Origin of the sequence: Ahrensia kielensis DSM 5890 (assembly GCF_000374465.1) — a bacterium.
Taxonomy (GTDB): domain Bacteria; phylum Pseudomonadota; class Alphaproteobacteria; order Rhizobiales; family Rhizobiaceae; genus Ahrensia; species Ahrensia kielensis.
Window position 1 is genome coordinate 327,142 of sequence record NZ_KB894531.1, and the last position, 14,964, is coordinate 342,105.

Here is a 14,964-nt window from a genome sequence, read left to right on the forward strand (position 1 = left end):
CTCTGGCTCTGGCTCTGGCTCTGGCTCTGGCTCTGGCTCTGGCTCTGGCTCTGGCTCTGGCTCTGGCTCTGGCTCTGGCTCTGGCTCTGGCTCTGCGATTTGTTCGGTTTTAATGGCTTTGGCGGCCGCGTCTATCGTTTCAGCTTCCGGTGCCGTGTCATCTGGCTGTGTTTCTTCTTCAGGCACTTCGGCTGGTTGTTCCTCAACCGCCTTTTTGCCAAAAGAAAATACCTTTTTGATAAACCCGAATGCCATTTATAAAATTCCTATTGCGCGGCGACAGGCGCTGCATGACGCCCGATAAGGCGCTCACCATCATTGTTTAATACCTGAACCGCACAAATTGCACCAGCGCGGGCCACAGAACCGTCAACAAAAACGGGGGTGAAATCTTGAGTGCGCCCGATGCCGTCTTTCTCAAACAGTACTGTTTGCACCGTGCCATCAAATTTCTTTAAATGTTGTTGCCAAGCGCTTGCAGCTTTTGCGCGAAGGCGCGCGGCACGGTCTTTGATTAGGGCGCGGTCAAGCTGGGGCATTTTGGCAGCGGGTGTTCCTTCTCGCGGCGAGAATGGAAAGGCGTGAACCCGCGCAAGGCCGCAATCATCAATGATCGATAATGCGTTTTCAAACATTGCTTCGGTTTCGGTTGGAAAGCCCGCAATGATGTCTGCACCAAATGAAGCATCAGGGCGCAGATCGCGCACGGTCTGGCAAAATTCGATGGAATGATCGCGCAGATGGCGGCGCTTCATGCGCTTTAAGATCATGTCATCGCCATGTTGCAGCGACAGATGGAAGTGCGGCATCAAGCGCTGCTCGGATGCGATGGCGTCAAATAATGCTTCATCGGCTTCAATGGAATCAATCGATGAGAGGCGCAGACGCTCAAGCGATGGTACTTGCGTCAGAATTTTTTGCACCAGAACGCCGAGCGATGGTTTGCCGGGCAGGTCCGGTCCAAAGCTTGTGAGGTCAACTCCGGTTAAGACAATTTCCGAATAGCCATTATCTGCTAGCCGTTTAACCTGATCAATAATGCCGCCAATGGGCACGGAACGCGATTGGCCACGGCCATAGGGAATGATGCAGAATGTGCAGCGGTGATCGCAGCCATTTTGCACCTGAACAAAAGCACGGGTGCGCCCTTCAATCGAATCGACCATATGGGGTGCGTTTTGTGTCACCTCAAAGATATCGTTGACGCGGACTTTTTCGAACTGATTGACGCCGAATTCGGGCAAGGCGCGGTAGGATGAGGCTTTGAGCTTGTCCTCATTGCCGATCACCAGATCAACTTCATCCATCGCGCCAAAATCATCAGGATTGATTTGCGCGGCGCAGCCCGTAACGATGATGCGGGCGTTTGGCTGTTCACGGCGGGCGCGGCGAATGGATTGCTTGGCTTGGCGCACGGCTTCGCCGGTAACCGCGCAAGTATTGATGATCACTGCGCCGCCTTCAAGCTGGCCCAGACCTGCGGCTTCTGCCTCGCGCTTTACCACTTCGCCTTCATAGGCGTTTAGGCGGCAGCCAAATGTGAGTGTCTTAATTGTCATGCGTTTCGCGGTTTAAAATTGCATTGGCTTTATGAAGCACTTGGGTGCCCAATGCCAGTCATGGCCGTGATATGCAAATCGGCGTGCCTGCTTGCAAGCCCTTGTTGTTTATTGCCATGATGTTTTGGGACTAATTTGAGGGGAATATAATGCGTTTAATGAAGATTTCCATGATCTGTCTGAGTTCTGTGTTTTCATTTGGAGCACTAGCATCACCGCAACCTGCTTTTGAATGTAAAGGGGCAAGCGCAGCAACGGCGCAGCTTGCGCCTGATACGGGCGGTGTTGGTGATTTTATCTATGTCATTGATGATGAACGCTATGCTGTATCGGCGTATCCGGCTGGCGATGATGATTATCTTAATTTAGAGGCGGCGAGCGGTGAGGGTGCGCTTTATACGGGCAAACATATCCGCTTTTTCAAAGCATCCGATGCAAGCGGTTTGCAGTCAAATGTTCAAATTATCAGCACCGATGAGAGCTTTGAGTGCAAATCCACGAAGGTGGCATCCAATATAGAGGGTGCAGGCGATAAGGGCTGGGTTGGCGGCATGGCGCTAGAAACAATTGTGCGTGATGGCCCAAATGTGGATGCAAAACGGCTTGATAAACTGCCGCTTAAAGAGCCGATTGCGATTTTGCGCAATGAGGGTCAGCCTCATCAAGGCTATCCGTGGTTTCAAATCGAATATAGCGAAGGCCTGCGCGGTTATGCGTGGGGCGGCACTTTGTGCAGTGAAGGCCAGATGATTGAGGGTGTTGCTGCTGAATGCGGCGACGTTCAGTAATTACACCTCTTCGACAAGGCGCATCCATTTGCCGGTTTGGGCATCAAGCTTGCCGGCAAATTCCCACTCGGTTGGGCCTGTCATGATGACATGGCTATCGTCGCGCCATTCTATAAATAGATCCCCGCCCGGCACCGTGATTTTAACATCGCGGCCCGTTAGCTTTTTGCGCGCAGCACTAACAGCTGTTGCACAAGCTGCAGAGCCGCAGGCCTGCGTTAAGCCAACACCGCGTTCCCATGTGCGGATGATAATGTGATCATCGCTTTGCACCTGCGCGATAGAAATATTGGCGCGCTGGGGAAAAATCGGATGGTTTTCGAGCAAGGGCCCGAATCTGTCCAAATCATAAGACCAGACATCTTTTTTAACCCAAAAAATCGCATGGGGATTGCCCATATTGGCAACCGATGGCGTGTGCAAAACCGGTGCATCAATCGGGCCGATTTGTAGCTCAATGCCGGTCGTGTCACCGAACTCTTCTTCCAGCGGGATCTGGTCCCAGCGAAAACGCGGGCGGCCCATATCAACCGAAACCATACCGTCTTCGCTTTCGTCAGCGGTTAAAATGCCGCCAAGTGTTTCGAAGGTGAAATGGTTTTTTCCGGTTTCGGCGCTGAGCGCGGATACGACGCAGCGGGTTCCATTGCCGCAAGCTTCTGCTTCTGAACCATCATTGTTGAGGATCATCACATAGGCATCGGTACCCTCAGATTTAGGGTCATGAATGGCCATGATCTGATCGAAACCAGTGTCGCTTTGCGCGTTAAGCTCAATGGCTGCTTGCGGGATAATTTTGTCCGCACGTCCGCGCATATCGGCAACAATGATCCTGTTGCCCAATCCGTTCATTTTCGCAAAATTAACGTCAAGTGCCATGATTGCGTCCGCTCAGTGATATTTACACTTATATGAGCGAACGCTTGTTAAATTTAAAGTGTTTTCTTTTGTCTGCTAAGCGATGACGAGTATGCCGAAAAGCATGAGCAAGAACAGAATAAGCACAATACCAATTAATAGTTTCGCGCCACTAAGTGCAGCGCCGGACAAGCGGCTAAATCCCAAGAGACCAAGAACTGCGGCTGCGACGAGGAGTATAAGAATCCATTTAATCATAGTTTCATCCTTGTATTGTAATTGCCTTATTTAACGCACATTCTTGAATTGAGTTCCCTGAGGTCTTTTTTGCTCCTATAAACTGGGAAAACTTGGGCTTAGTCAGGGTTTTGAGATGAACTGTCAGAGACTATTGCCAAAATTTTCGCGCCGTTATATTTGAAAGCCATGACATTTCCCAAACACCTCCTCGACGGTTATCAAAATTTTGCGAACGGCAGACTGCCGGAACAGCGTGAACTTGCACGTGAGCTTGCAGAAAAAGGCCAAAAGCCTGAAACAATGGTGATTGCGTGCTGTGATAGCCGCGCGGCGCCAGAAACGATTTTTTGCGCTGATCCGGGCGAAATGTTCGTGGTGCGCAATGTTGCCAATCTCGTGCCGCCCTATACGCCAGATGGTGAGTTTCACTCGACATCTGCTGCGCTTGAGTTTGCGGTGCAAAGTCTTCGGGTAAAACATATTGTGGTGATGGGGCATGGGCGCTGCGGCGGTATTTCTGCTGCTCTAACGCCGGATATGGAGCCGCTATCGCCAGGTGATTTTATCGGCAAATGGGTGAGCCTTCTTGCGCCTGCTGCTGAAGCTGTGGGTGCCAATGCCTATATGACAGGCGCGGAGCGCCAGACGGCGCTGGAGCGAATTTCTATTCGCAACTCAATTGAGAATTTAAAGACGTTTCCTTGCGTGAATATTCTTCATGGTAAAGGCAAGCTGACACTGCATGGTGCGTGGTTTGATATTTCTACCGGCGAATTGTGGACCATGAATGATACGGGCGATTTTAAACGCGAAGATAATCCCCAAGCGGAATAATCGGCATTTCTAATATTACAATTTGGCAATGTACGAAATTGTTACTTGCCGAAAAGGCGGGTGTGTATCTGTAATGGGTCTTCACATATGGAGAGCGCCCAATGAACGAGATGTCACCGATAAAAAACCGCAAGACGGCAAAAGATTTCCCGCAGGAACTGCTCGATCTTTATGATTATTACGCGCATGGCAAAATGACCAAGCGCGAGTTTTTGGACCGTGCAGGAAAATTTGCCATTGGCGGTGTAACGGCCGCGGTTCTGCTTAATCAATTATCGCCCAATTATGCGCTGGCGCAACAAGTGCCCGCTGATGATGCGTCGATTACCACCGAACGCCTGACCTATAATTCGCCGAACGGCAATGGCGATGTGAACGGCTATTTGTGCAAGCCCGCAAATGCGACAGGTAAATTGCCTGCCATTTTGGTAATCCATGAAAATCGCGGTTTGAATCCTTATATTGAAGATGTGGCGCGGCGCTTTGCCAAAGCTGGCTTTATGGCGCTTGCACCGGATGGTTTGACATCTGTTGGCGGTTATCCGGGCAGCGATGATGCCGGACGCGAGCTGCAACAGAAGGTCGATGGCACCAAACTGATGAATGACTTCTTTGCCGGATTTGAGCATTTGTTGGCGCGTGAAGATTCAACGGGCAAAGTTGGCGCTGTTGGCTTTTGCTATGGCGGCGGTGTGGTCAATGCGATTGCCGTTGCTTATCCAGAACTTGCAGCAGGTGTGCCGTTTTATGGACGGCAACCCGCAAGCGAAGATGTAAAAGACATCAAGGCAGCGATGATGATCCAAAATGCGGCACTTGATGAGCGTATCAATGAAGGTGCAGCTGCCTATGAAGCAGCGCTAAAAGAAGCGGGCGTTGATTTTGTCGCTCATATGTATCCTGATGTGAATCACGGTTTCCATAATGATACGACCCCGCGCTATGACGCGGCGGCGGCAAAGCTGGCCGAAGACCGCACGGTTGCGTTTTTCAATGAAAAACTAAGTTAAGCTGCCTTTTGGGCCGTGATAACCCGCCCCTGTATTTGGGCGGGTTATAAAGTTCAAATTATCCGGCCAAGCCAAGCGATTAATTGCGCAGACGGTACGAGCAGCAATTGCGCGAGTATCGTGCCTGCAAGTCTGCTTAAAACCATCCATATGATGAATTTCCGGTAGTAATTCTCGCTGACTTTTCCGCCTGCAACATCATCGGTCAGACCGGCCAGATAGGGGTCGATCAGAATAAACATCATGATTGTCGCCAGCCCGTTGATAACGGCCGATAGGCTGCTTGCGGTGACGCGAAATTCTGGCTCCAGATAGCCTGCATAGATCGACGCTAATACGCCCACCGTCCAAAGCGCGGTGGCAAGCACGTTTAAGATGATGATCTTTGCTGGAAACTCACTTTTGATCGACAATTGGGTAATGTTTTGCCAGCGCGGTAGCGCAACAGAGGATGTGATTGCTGAAATGCCGCGCGGTGTTGCCAGCCTTATAATTAAGGCAGGCATGGAGCGGTTTTTGCGGAAGCTTTCAACCGCAACACTGCCAAAGCGCTGTACGGTGGGAATAAGCAGGCCGCCGATGATGGTGGCAGCGGATGCAGCCAGCAAGATGAGCATGAAATCATTCAGCAGATTATGCACCGCGTGGGCGTTGATTGTGTTTTCAACGCGCTTTGCCAGCAATGGGCCTTGGAACGAATTGGAAATCCGCGACACGAGCACCATCACATTGAAAATCGAAAACGCTATGGCAATTTGGCGACTGCGAACGCCTGCGATCCGAAACCCATAGGCGAGCGTGCCGATCAGGTGGATGATGAAGGTGAGAAAGAGAATGGCTAGAAGCTGAACGTCCACGAAAATCTATCCTCGCTGGTGCCTGTATAGGGCCTTGCGCTCTATAAAGTGCGGCAATGCGGAATGATACTGAAATTCGAACGTTTAGTCGTGGCCAATATGGCTTTACCAATTTTGTCATGAGCGGATCTTTGATTAAAGCCCGCTCATGAAGGCGATTTTTAAGCCGTCATAAGGCCGATTCCGGCGACGAATGTCAGGCCGCCAAGCACGCGCGTGATGATTACTGCAATGCGTGTGTTGTCTTTAAAAGCAGCATTGAGACCGTAGCCAATTGCGATGCCGAAGCCATGTAGAATAGCTGTGGCAATGGCAAATCCGGCAGCGTAACTGGCCTGCGTTGCCAATCCGATTTCACCGCCATGGGCAAAACCATGAAACAGGGCAAAAATGCCGACGATAGCAGCGCTAAGATAAACAGGAACTTTGACGGCCATTGCCACCAATAAACCCAATGCGACGACGGATGCCAGAATAGCAGGCTCAACGAAAGGCAATTGCATGCCTGTTAGAGCCAGAACAAAGCCGAAAATCATCGTGCCAACAAAGGCGCTTGGCACAATCCAAAGCGCTCTTTGACCAATTTGCCAAGCCCAAAGGCCAACAGCAATCATGACAAGAATATGGTCCGTGCCAAATAGGGGGTGTGAAAAACCAGCAGCAAATGACCCATGCTCATTGGGATTTAAATGAGCGAAGGCGGGTGTTGCGGTTAAGAGCATTAACGGTAGGCAAATAAGTATTTTCTTCATATCAGAACCTTTGTTTAAGTCGTTCAAGCACCCCAGAATGGGTCGTGCTGTTTAGGTATTTCACATTTTTTGAACTTGCGAAAGTTCGAAACGAATTTTTGCTGATGTGAGGCGTTGTCACTTGCCGTGTGTTGACATTTATCGCGAATCGTAACAATGAATGTTACATGAAAAAGAACAGCCGCCTTTCCGCCGTTTTGCATGCGCTTCTCCACATGGCAGAGCATGATGAACCAATGACCTCTGATGCGCTTGCGCAATGTTTGAGCACCAATCCCGTTGTCGTGCGCCGAACGATGGGGCTTTTGCGCGATGCTGAAATTGTCACTTCTGAGCGCGGCCATGCGGGTGGTTGGCGCATCGCTGTGGATTTGTCTTCTGTTACGCTGCGCCAATTGCATGAGACGCTGGGTGAGCCTGCGATTTTTGCCATCGGAAACTCTAATGAGGATTCGCAGTGCCTTGTCGAGCAGGCGGTCAATGCCGCGCTTGAAGACACATTTATAGAAGCCGAAGCCCTTCTGTTGAAGCGTTTTGGAGAAATTACGCTGGCAGATTTGGCGAGGGATTTTGCGCGCCGTCATGCGCAGTGGCACCAACAAAAGGAACTAGAAAATGAATCATGATGTCATCATCATTGGCGGTAGCTATGCTGGCTTGGCTGCGGCTTTGCAGCTTGTGCGGGCACGTAAATCGGTGCTGATTATTGATGCAGGACAGCGACGCAACCGTTTTGCCAGCCACTCACATGGCTTTCTTGGACAAGATGGTGTCGAGCCTGCTGTGATTGCACGCACCGCACGCGATGAAGTTGAAGCATATCCAACGGCGACTTTCGTTGAAGATGTGGCTGTCGCAATTTCAGGTGAGAAAGATCAGTTCTCTGTTTTAACGAAAGCGGGCGAAAATTATCGCGGGCGCCGCATTTTACTGGCAACGGGCGTTGCCGATGAATTGCCGCCCATTGATGGTTTGGCAGAGCGTTGGGGGCAATCTGTTTTTCATTGCCCTTACTGCCATGGCTATGAACTTGAGGAAGGCCAAATCGGTGTGATTGCGACCGGAGAAATGTCGACACACCAAGCCGAATTACTGACGGAGTGGGGTCAAGTCACGCTGCTCGTTAACGGGGCTTTTACGCTTGATGCTACTGCAAGGCGCTCTTTAGAAGACATGGGCGCTGTGATTGAAGAAACGCCGATTGATAAAATTACAGGCGTGGCAGATGTGCACCTTACCGATGGGCGCGTTTTGAGTTTTGCCGGCATGTTTACAGCGTCGCGCTGTTCGCCATCAACGCCGCTTGCTGAGGATGCTGGATGTGCGCTGGAAGAAACAATGATGGGTATTCAGATACAAACCAATGAGACGAAAGAAACTTCTGTCGCTGGCATTTTTGCCTGCGGTGATACGGCGCGTATTCCCCATTCGGTTTCACTTGCTGTTGGCGATGGGGCCATGGCAGGCGTGATGGTGCACCGTTCGCTTGTTTAGCCTTAAAATGAGTTGAGCAAAAAGGTTGGTTTGATGACGGATCATCCTGCGCTGTCCGGCGCTCACGAGGCAGATTATGCTGGTCGGGTGAGTAAACAAATTCCTGGCTTGGGGGATATGCACCTTATGGCAGGACTTTTGCTGGCTGAACATGTGCCGACAAATGGGCGTGTTCTTGTGCTGGGTGCAGGCGGCGGGCTTGAACTAAAAGCTTTTGCGCAATTGCAGCCAGATTGGCAGTTTGACGGTGTTGACCCGTCGGACGTGATGCTCAATCAGGCAAATCATACGCTGGGCAGTTTAGCTGCGCGTGTTCGCTTTCATGAAGGTTATATCGATGATGCGCCCGATGGCCCTTATGATGGAGCAGCGTGTCTGCTGACTTTGCATTTTTTGCCGGAAGCAGAGCGGCGCAGAACTGTGACGCAAATGGCAAAACGTTTAAAGCGCGGCGCGCCTTTGGTGGTGATGCACCATAGTTTTCCGTTAGCAGAAACAGATAAATGGCTTTCGCGTTATTCGGCCTTTACCAATGCAAAAGGCGCATCGCCCATTGGGTTGCAACAAATCGGGATGATGAAGAGAAAACTGCCCGTCCTGTCGCCCAAAGAAGATGAAGCCGTTTTACGCGATGCGGGATTTGAGGACATCGACATGTTTTATGCTGCATTCACCTTTAAGGGGTGGGTGTGCCGTAAGGTGTGAGTCTTGACTCTGGCGCACTTCTTGGTCATAAGCGCGGCTGTTCAGCGATATTTTTAAACGCCGAGCCACTGACCGGTGCGTAAAATCTTTATGATGCCGGAGGTCAACACCCGACAGCGCGATGCGCCCTCGGGTGCTTTTTGGCTATGTGCGCGGGGGTTTAACAAATTAGCTGAATGCTTATCTTGGTTTCACATGGTGTGAAATGAAGAGCAGGAACAAATATGTTTGAATCACTTCAGGACCGTTTAGGTTCGATCTTTTCTGGCCTCACAGGCCGCGGCGCACTTTCCGACAAGGATGTGGCAGCGGCGCTGCGCGAGATTCGCCGTGCGCTGATCGAAGCGGATGTTGCGCTGGAAGTGGTGCGTGATTTTACCGATCGCGTGCGCGAAAAAGCCGTTGGCGTTGATGTCGTCAAGTCCGTTAAACCGGGCCAGATGGTCGTCAAGATCGTGCATGACGAGCTGGTTGAAATGCTCGGCAGCGAAGGCGAGACAATCGACCTTAACGCGCCGTCGCCTGTTGTCATTATGATGGTGGGCTTGCAGGGTTCTGGTAAAACAACGACCTCTGCAAAAATTGCTAAGCGCTTAACAGGCCGCGATAAGAAAAAGGTCTTGATGGCCTCGCTCGATACGCGCCGTCCAGCGGCCCAAGAGCAGCTTCGCCAGCTTGGTGAACAGGTGGACGTGGTTACCCTGCCGATCATTGAGGGCCAGTCGCCTTCTGATATCGCAAAACGTGCGGTGCAAGCTGGTAAGCTTGGCGGCTACGATGTTGTTATCCTCGACACGGCAGGCCGCACGCATATTGACGAGCCGCTGATGATCGAGATGGCGGATATTCGCAAACATGCGGACCCGCACGAAATTCTGCTTGTTGCTGACTCGTTGACGGGTCAGGACGCTGTTAATCTTGCCAAAAGCTTTGACGAGCGTGTGGGCATTACTGGCCTTGTGCTTACCCGTATGGACGGCGATGGACGCGGCGGTGCTGCTCTTTCTATGCGTGCTGTTACGGGCAAACCAATCAAGCTGATTGGTACGGGCGAACGCATGGACGAGATGGAAGAATTCCATCCCAAGCGTATTGCCGACCGTATTTTGGGTATGGGCGATATTGTTTCGCTGGTTGAAAAAGCCGCCGAAAATATCGACCAAGAAAAAGCGGCCCAAATGGCCAAGAAGATGCAGGAAGGCAAGTTCGATATGAACGATCTTGCGGATCAATTGCATCAGATGAAGAAAATGGGCGGCATGGGCGGTATCATGGGAATGATGCCGGGCATGGGCAAGATGAAAGACCAGATGGCTGCGGCCGGAATGGATGACAGCATCTTTAACCGTCAGCTTGCGATCATTGGTTCTATGACCAAGCATGAGCGCGCGCGCCCTGATATCTTAAAACATAGCCGCAAGAAGCGTATTGCCGCTGGTTCTGGCACGAACGCTGCTGAAATCAACAAGCTTTTGAAAATGCACCGCCAGATGGCCGACATGATGAAATCCATGAAGGGCAAAAAAGGCGGCGGCATGATGGGCAAGATGATGGGCGGTCTTGCTGGCAAAATGGGCATGGGCGGCGGAATGCCGGGCGGTATGGGCGCTGGTATGCCTGATCTGTCTAGCATGAGCCCGAAAGAAATCGAAAATCTGCAAAAGCAGGCCGAGCAAATGGGTCTTGGCGGCGGCGGCATGCCGAAACTGCCGGGCCTTGGCGGTCCGAAATTACCTGGTTTAGGCGGCGGCGGTTTGCCGGGCCTGCCTAAAAAGAAATAACGAAACAATCACACTTTAAAGAATACAAATAAGGAAAACTAAAATGGCTACTAAAATTCGTCTTGCACGCGCTGGTTCAAAAAAGCGTCCTTACTACCACATTGTTATTGCTGACGTTCGCGCGCCACGCGACGGCCGCTTCATCGAGCGTGTTGGTAAATGGGACCCAATGTTGCCAAAAGATGGCGATGCGGTTCGTGTTGAGCTGAACGAAGAGCGTATCAAGTACTGGGTAGAAAACGGCGCCGTGCCTACAGACCGCGTTTTGCGCTTTATGGCTGCTGCTGGTCTTGCGACACGCGATGAGCGCAACAACCCGAACAAAGGTAAGCCTGGTAAAGCTGCTCAAGAGCGTATTGCTGAAAAAGAGCAAAAAGAGCTTGATAAAAAAGAAGCTGAAGAAGCGGCAAAAGCAGCAGCTGCTGAAGCTGCGGCTGCTCCAGCTGAAGAAGCGCCTGCAGAAGAAGCTGCAGCGACAGAAGAATAAGTTTCCGTATATTACGGTTATGACAAACGGGGCAGCGATGCCCCGTTTTTTTGTTGTCTATTCATTAACGTAAGCGTTGCACATTAAGCGCATGAAGCGCGCAATTTCGCGCCGATGACCGTTTATTTGAGAAACATTTATTGCGAATTTCCTTGTTTCGCCATTTTATGACGGTATGTAGTTGAATCGGGACAGGTAATTTTATTGCCAATTTGGAGTTATATGATGGGGATTTCATCCATTAAGCCGATCACGGTTTTACTGGTTGCAGGTGTTGCACTGGCTGGTTGCCAGAGTTCGCGTATAGGCGCTTTGCAAACACAATCGCAGCCTGCACCGCTGACACCTGCGCCTGCCGGTACAGTGACAAGCAATCAATTGCCGCCGCCTGTGCAGCCAAACGCTCAGCAGCCAAATGGCAATTTCCCGACTGCGCCTGAAAATGCATCCAATCCAAATGGAACAGATGTGGCCAATTTGGAAAACCCGTCCAGCATTCAAAATGTTACAACCAATGCGCCTGTTACAAAAGAAGCATTGGTTGGTGCGTGGAAAGTTTCTACCGGCGGCTCTAACTGCCAGATGTTTATGGCTTTGACCAAGTGGACGGGCGGTTTCCGCGCAGCTTCACGCGGTTGCCCGGGCGATGCGGCTGCCGTTTCGGCGTGGAATGTGTCTGGCAACAAAGTCGTGTTGAGTGATACCAATGGCAATCAGGTTGCGACATTGTTCCAATCCGGTGCAACTCGGTATGACGGGCAAACGAGCGGCGGCAGCGCCATTAGCCTTTCACGCTAATTGTTTTTACGCAATTTTGAACGGAAAATCGGTGCCCATTTTTCCTGCATTTGCTTTAGAACATATTGGACGCTGAGCCATGCCTGAACGTATCTTGCCGGGCGATTCAGTTCGTGCGCGTTACAACGAACTTGTTGCCGATGGTGTCATCATGGATGATGCCGCGCAGCATGATTTAGCCGATAAGCTTGATGATCTGAACGCGCGCATTGGTTCTGCGCGTTTGGCCGTTTCGTCCTCTTCGCTCGGCTGGCTATTTGCTAAAAGAGCACCGAAGAAGAACGTTGTTCGCGGGCTTTATATTCACGGCTCGGTGGGCCGTGGTAAAACCATGTTGATGGATTTCTTTTTTCAAGCATGCCCTGAAAAAAAGAAAAGACGCGCTCATTTCAATGATTTTATGGCCGATGTGCATGACCGCATTGGCCTTTACCGCGATAAGGTGAAAGCCGGAACGGTTAAAGATACCGACCCTATTGTGCCGGTTGCGCATGATATAGCGTCAGAAACCAAGGTGCTTTGTTTTGACGAGTTTTCGGTGACAGACATTGCCGATGCGATGATTTTATCGCGGCTTTTTACAGCCTTGTTTGAGCAAAATGTCGTGCTGGTTGCGACCTCTAATGTGGTGCCGGATAGTCTTTACAAGGACGGCTTGAACCGCAGCCTGTTTACGCCGTTTATTGATATTCTAAAACGCCATACCGATGTGACGAGCCTTGATGCGGATCAAGATTACCGCCTGTCAAAGCTGGCTTTGTCAGAGCGCTATTTTTCGCCGATCAATGCGGTGTCTGACGCTGGTATGGACGATCTATGGCAATCAATTGCTGGTCCTGAACCAAGGTCGATGACGCTTGAGGTTAAAGGGCGCAAGGTAAAGGTGCCGCAAGCGGGCCTTGGCGCTGCACGGTTCACATTTGAGGATCTATGCGCCAAGCCGCTTGGTGCGCGCGATTATATGACGATTGCTCGTGCCTATCACACGCTGTTTGTTGATCATGTGCCGATTATGGATATGACCACGCGCAACGAGGCGAAACGCTTTATTACTTTGATAGATACGCTGTATGATACCCATACCAAGCTGGTGATGTCTGCTGAGGCTGAACCGACTGAGCTTTATAATTCGAAATCCGGCACCGAAGGATTTGAGTTCGACCGCACCGCATCGCGGCTGATCGAGATGCGATCCGACAATTGGATGGAGGGTTGAACATGGACTCCTTTATATCTGCGGTCACATTGACCGTTCCAGACTATGATCAGGCGATTGAATTTTATGTCGGCGTGCTGGGTTTTGACCTGCTTGAAGACACGAAACTCAGCGATACAAAGCGCTGGGTTAAGATTGCGCCTAAGGGCGCACAAACAGCACTGGTTATCGCGCAGGCTGAGGGGCCGTCACAAATTGCTGCTGTTGGAAATCAAAATGGTGGGCGTGTGTCATTTTTTCTTCAAACAGATGACTTTATAAGTCGCTATGAGGCCATGAGAAATGCGGGCGTTACCTTTACGGAAGAGCCGCGCCGCGAATCTTATGGGCATGTTGTTGTTTTTAGCGACCCATTTGGAAATCTGTGGGATTTAATCCAACCGATTTGATCATTTGCCAACTGATTTGAATGTCTCAATTGTTGTTTTGATTGACGTTTACGTAATTCCCGCAATATCTAAACGATTGAAAATATTGCTTTCTCACTTTTCGGTTGATTTTTTATTCAATGCGAGTCACCAACACTAGGACTGCGGGAGAGTGCCTAGCTTTGCCAGTGCCTCTTTTCGCACCTTGATAACCACAAGCGATATGGAAAACTATCATTATGGCACGCAATAAAATTGCACTCATCGGCTCCGGTATGATCGGTGGCACATTGGCCCACATGATCGGCCTGAAAGAACTCGGCGATGTTGTTCTTTTCGACATTACTGAAGGCATTCCTCAGGGCAAAGGCCTTGATATTGCCGAATCCTCACCTGTGGACGGGTTCGACACAAAATTCACTGGCGCCAATGATTACGAAGCCATCAAAGGCGCTGATGTTTGTATCGTAACAGCTGGTGTTCCGCGCAAGCCGGGCATGAGCCGCGATGACCTTCTTGGCATTAACTTGAAAGTTATGGAGCAGGTTGGCGCAGGCATCAAAAAATATGCACCGGACGCTTTTGTGATTTGTATCACCAACCCGCTCGACGCGATGGTTTGGGCTTTGCAAAAATTCTCTGGTCTGCCGAAAAACAAAGTTTGTGGCATGGCGGGTGTTTTGGACTCAGCGCGCTTTACCTATTTCCTTTCAGAAGAATTCAATGTGTCTGTTGAAGACATCAACACATTCGTTCTTGGTGGCCACGGCGACACAATGGTGCCGCTCACACGTTATTCAACGGTTGCAGGCATCAATATTCCTGACCTGATTAAAATGGGTTGGACAACAAAAGAACGTATCGATGAGATCGTTCAGCGCACACGCTCAGGCGGCGGCGAAATTGTTGGCCTTCTTAAAACAGGTTCTGCTTATTATGCACCGGCAGCGTCTGCTGTGATGATGGCTGAAGCCTATTTGAAAGACAAAAAACGCGTTCTGCCATGTGCTGCGCATTTGTCTGGCCAATACGGCGTTAAAGACATGTATGTTGGCGTGCCAACCGTTATCGGTGCTGGCGGCGTTGAGCGGATCATCGAGATCGACCTGAACAAAGCTGAGCAGAAAATGTTCGACAATTCGGTTGAGAGCGTCGCGGGTCTTTGTGAAGCATGTGAAAACATCGCGCCAAGCCTTAAATAAAATTTGGAAGCGGGC

The 14,964-nt window shown here is 50.6% G+C and carries 17 protein-coding genes and 1 pseudogene; 12 read left to right on the forward strand and 6 right to left on the reverse strand.

Annotated elements, in window-relative coordinates:
- Together C504_RS18970 and mtaB are read right to left on the reverse strand one after the other, a co-directional pair.
- Positions 1-255: pseudogene (locus C504_RS18970) on the reverse strand (signal recognition particle-docking protein FtsY); the annotation flags it as partial.
- Positions 256-266: 11 nt separating this feature from the next.
- Complete coding sequence (gene mtaB / locus C504_RS0113430) at positions 267-1,559, reverse strand: tRNA (N(6)-L-threonylcarbamoyladenosine(37)-C(2))-methylthiotransferase MtaB (RefSeq protein WP_018689876.1); 1,293 nt, start codon at positions 1,557-1,559, stop codon at positions 267-269.
- 149 nt (positions 1,560-1,708) lie between these two features.
- Between mtaB and C504_RS0113435 the strand changes: the two genes are divergently transcribed.
- Positions 1,709-2,347: an SH3 domain-containing protein gene (locus C504_RS0113435; RefSeq protein WP_018689877.1), complete on the forward strand. Its 639-nt coding sequence runs from the start codon at positions 1,709-1,711 to the stop codon at positions 2,345-2,347.
- Here the strand turns inward: C504_RS0113435 and dapF are convergent, their stop codons facing one another.
- The gene (dapF, locus tag C504_RS0113440) at positions 2,348-3,226 is read right to left on the reverse strand and encodes a diaminopimelate epimerase (protein ID WP_018689878.1); all 879 of its coding nucleotides are present in this window, start codon (positions 3,224-3,226) and stop codon (positions 2,348-2,350) included.
- A gap of 75 nt (positions 3,227-3,301) precedes the next feature.
- A complete protein-coding gene (locus tag C504_RS18575; RefSeq protein ID WP_018689879.1) occupies positions 3,302-3,463 on the reverse strand; it encodes a DUF1328 domain-containing protein in 162 nt (53 codons plus the stop codon).
- 168 nt (positions 3,464-3,631) lie between these two features.
- Here C504_RS18575 and C504_RS0113450 point away from each other — a divergent pair, with 168 nt between their 5' ends.
- Positions 3,632-4,279 carry a carbonic anhydrase gene (locus tag C504_RS0113450; protein WP_018689880.1) on the forward strand — a complete coding sequence of 216 codons (648 nt, stop codon included), beginning with the start codon at positions 3,632-3,634 and terminating at the stop codon, positions 4,277-4,279.
- A 101-nt stretch (positions 4,280-4,380) separates the two neighbouring features.
- A complete protein-coding gene (yghX, locus tag C504_RS0113455; RefSeq protein ID WP_018689881.1) occupies positions 4,381-5,289 on the forward strand; it encodes a YghX family hydrolase in 909 nt (302 codons plus the stop codon).
- 53 nt (positions 5,290-5,342) lie between these two features.
- Here the strand turns inward: yghX and C504_RS0113460 are convergent, their stop codons facing one another.
- Both C504_RS0113460 and C504_RS0113465 read right to left on the reverse strand, forming a co-directional pair.
- A complete protein-coding gene (locus C504_RS0113460) occupies positions 5,343-6,146 on the reverse strand; it encodes a lipid II flippase Amj family protein (RefSeq protein ID WP_018689882.1) in 804 nt (267 codons plus the stop codon).
- A 161-nt stretch (positions 6,147-6,307) separates the two neighbouring features.
- A complete protein-coding gene (locus tag C504_RS0113465; RefSeq protein ID WP_026317501.1) occupies positions 6,308-6,898 on the reverse strand; it encodes a HupE/UreJ family protein in 591 nt (196 codons plus the stop codon).
- A gap of 167 nt (positions 6,899-7,065) precedes the next feature.
- Here C504_RS0113465 and C504_RS0113470 point away from each other — a divergent pair, with 167 nt between their 5' ends.
- From C504_RS0113470 to mdh, 9 genes are all read left to right on the forward strand, one after another.
- Entirely contained in the window at positions 7,066-7,524 is a 459-nt protein-coding gene (locus C504_RS0113470) for an Rrf2 family transcriptional regulator (RefSeq protein WP_026317502.1), read from the forward strand.
- On the forward strand, positions 7,514-8,392 hold the full coding sequence (locus C504_RS0113475) for an NAD(P)/FAD-dependent oxidoreductase (RefSeq protein ID WP_018689886.1): 879 nt from the start codon (positions 7,514-7,516) through the stop codon (positions 8,390-8,392). The genes C504_RS0113470 and C504_RS0113475 overlap by 11 nt, the downstream gene beginning before the upstream one ends.
- A gap of 33 nt (positions 8,393-8,425) precedes the next feature.
- Positions 8,426-9,097, forward strand: a complete 672-nt coding sequence (locus C504_RS0113480) for a class I SAM-dependent methyltransferase (protein ID WP_018689887.1) — start codon at positions 8,426-8,428, stop codon at positions 9,095-9,097.
- A gap of 224 nt (positions 9,098-9,321) precedes the next feature.
- Entirely contained in the window at positions 9,322-10,878 is a 1,557-nt protein-coding gene (ffh, locus tag C504_RS0113485) for a signal recognition particle protein (RefSeq protein WP_018689888.1), read from the forward strand.
- 43 nt (positions 10,879-10,921) lie between these two features.
- Positions 10,922-11,365, forward strand: coding sequence for a 30S ribosomal protein S16 (gene rpsP / locus C504_RS0113490; RefSeq protein WP_018689889.1), 444 nt, complete (start codon positions 10,922-10,924; stop codon positions 11,363-11,365).
- A gap of 222 nt (positions 11,366-11,587) precedes the next feature.
- Positions 11,588-12,163 carry an AprI/Inh family metalloprotease inhibitor gene (locus tag C504_RS0113495; RefSeq protein WP_245555206.1) on the forward strand — a complete coding sequence of 192 codons (576 nt, stop codon included), beginning with the start codon at positions 11,588-11,590 and terminating at the stop codon, positions 12,161-12,163.
- Between the two features lie 79 nt (positions 12,164-12,242).
- Positions 12,243-13,379 (forward strand): cell division protein ZapE, encoded by a 1,137-nt coding sequence (gene zapE / locus C504_RS0113500; protein WP_018689891.1) that lies wholly within the window; start codon positions 12,243-12,245, stop codon positions 13,377-13,379.
- 2 nt (positions 13,380-13,381) lie between these two features.
- Positions 13,382-13,768 carry a VOC family protein gene (locus C504_RS0113505; RefSeq protein WP_018689892.1) on the forward strand — a complete coding sequence of 129 codons (387 nt, stop codon included), beginning with the start codon at positions 13,382-13,384 and terminating at the stop codon, positions 13,766-13,768.
- A gap of 218 nt (positions 13,769-13,986) precedes the next feature.
- On the forward strand, positions 13,987-14,949 hold the full coding sequence (gene mdh / locus C504_RS0113510) for a malate dehydrogenase (protein ID WP_018689893.1): 963 nt from the start codon (positions 13,987-13,989) through the stop codon (positions 14,947-14,949).
- Positions 14,950-14,964: the final 15 nt, after the last annotated feature.

What these genes read in the sequence shown, in the direction of transcription:
- mtaB (WP_018689876.1), bottom strand. Translation starts at nt 1,559, where the DNA reads ATGACAATTAAGACACTCACATTTGGCTGCCGCCTAAACGCCTATGAA.
- C504_RS0113435 (WP_018689877.1), top strand. Translation starts at nt 1,709, where the DNA reads ATGCGTTTAATGAAGATTTCCATGATCTGTCTGAGTTCTGTGTTTTCA.
- dapF (WP_018689878.1), bottom strand. Translation starts at nt 3,226, where the DNA reads ATGGCACTTGACGTTAATTTTGCGAAAATGAACGGATTGGGCAACAGG.
- C504_RS18575 (WP_018689879.1), bottom strand. Translation starts at nt 3,463, where the DNA reads ATGATTAAATGGATTCTTATACTCCTCGTCGCAGCCGCAGTTCTTGGT.
- C504_RS0113450 (WP_018689880.1), top strand. Translation starts at nt 3,632, where the DNA reads ATGACATTTCCCAAACACCTCCTCGACGGTTATCAAAATTTTGCGAAC.
- yghX (WP_018689881.1), top strand. Translation starts at nt 4,381, where the DNA reads ATGAACGAGATGTCACCGATAAAAAACCGCAAGACGGCAAAAGATTTC.
- C504_RS0113465 (WP_026317501.1), bottom strand. Translation starts at nt 6,898, where the DNA reads ATGAAGAAAATACTTATTTGCCTACCGTTAATGCTCTTAACCGCAACA.
- C504_RS0113470 (WP_026317502.1), top strand. Translation starts at nt 7,066, where the DNA reads ATGAAAAAGAACAGCCGCCTTTCCGCCGTTTTGCATGCGCTTCTCCAC.
- C504_RS0113475 (WP_018689886.1), top strand. Translation starts at nt 7,514, where the DNA reads ATGAATCATGATGTCATCATCATTGGCGGTAGCTATGCTGGCTTGGCT.
- C504_RS0113480 (WP_018689887.1), top strand. Translation starts at nt 8,426, where the DNA reads ATGACGGATCATCCTGCGCTGTCCGGCGCTCACGAGGCAGATTATGCT.
- ffh (WP_018689888.1), top strand. Translation starts at nt 9,322, where the DNA reads ATGTTTGAATCACTTCAGGACCGTTTAGGTTCGATCTTTTCTGGCCTC.
- rpsP (WP_018689889.1), top strand. Translation starts at nt 10,922, where the DNA reads ATGGCTACTAAAATTCGTCTTGCACGCGCTGGTTCAAAAAAGCGTCCT.
- C504_RS0113495 (WP_245555206.1), top strand. Translation starts at nt 11,588, where the DNA reads ATGATGGGGATTTCATCCATTAAGCCGATCACGGTTTTACTGGTTGCA.
- zapE (WP_018689891.1), top strand. Translation starts at nt 12,243, where the DNA reads ATGCCTGAACGTATCTTGCCGGGCGATTCAGTTCGTGCGCGTTACAAC.
- C504_RS0113505 (WP_018689892.1), top strand. Translation starts at nt 13,382, where the DNA reads ATGGACTCCTTTATATCTGCGGTCACATTGACCGTTCCAGACTATGAT.
- mdh (WP_018689893.1), top strand. Translation starts at nt 13,987, where the DNA reads ATGGCACGCAATAAAATTGCACTCATCGGCTCCGGTATGATCGGTGGC.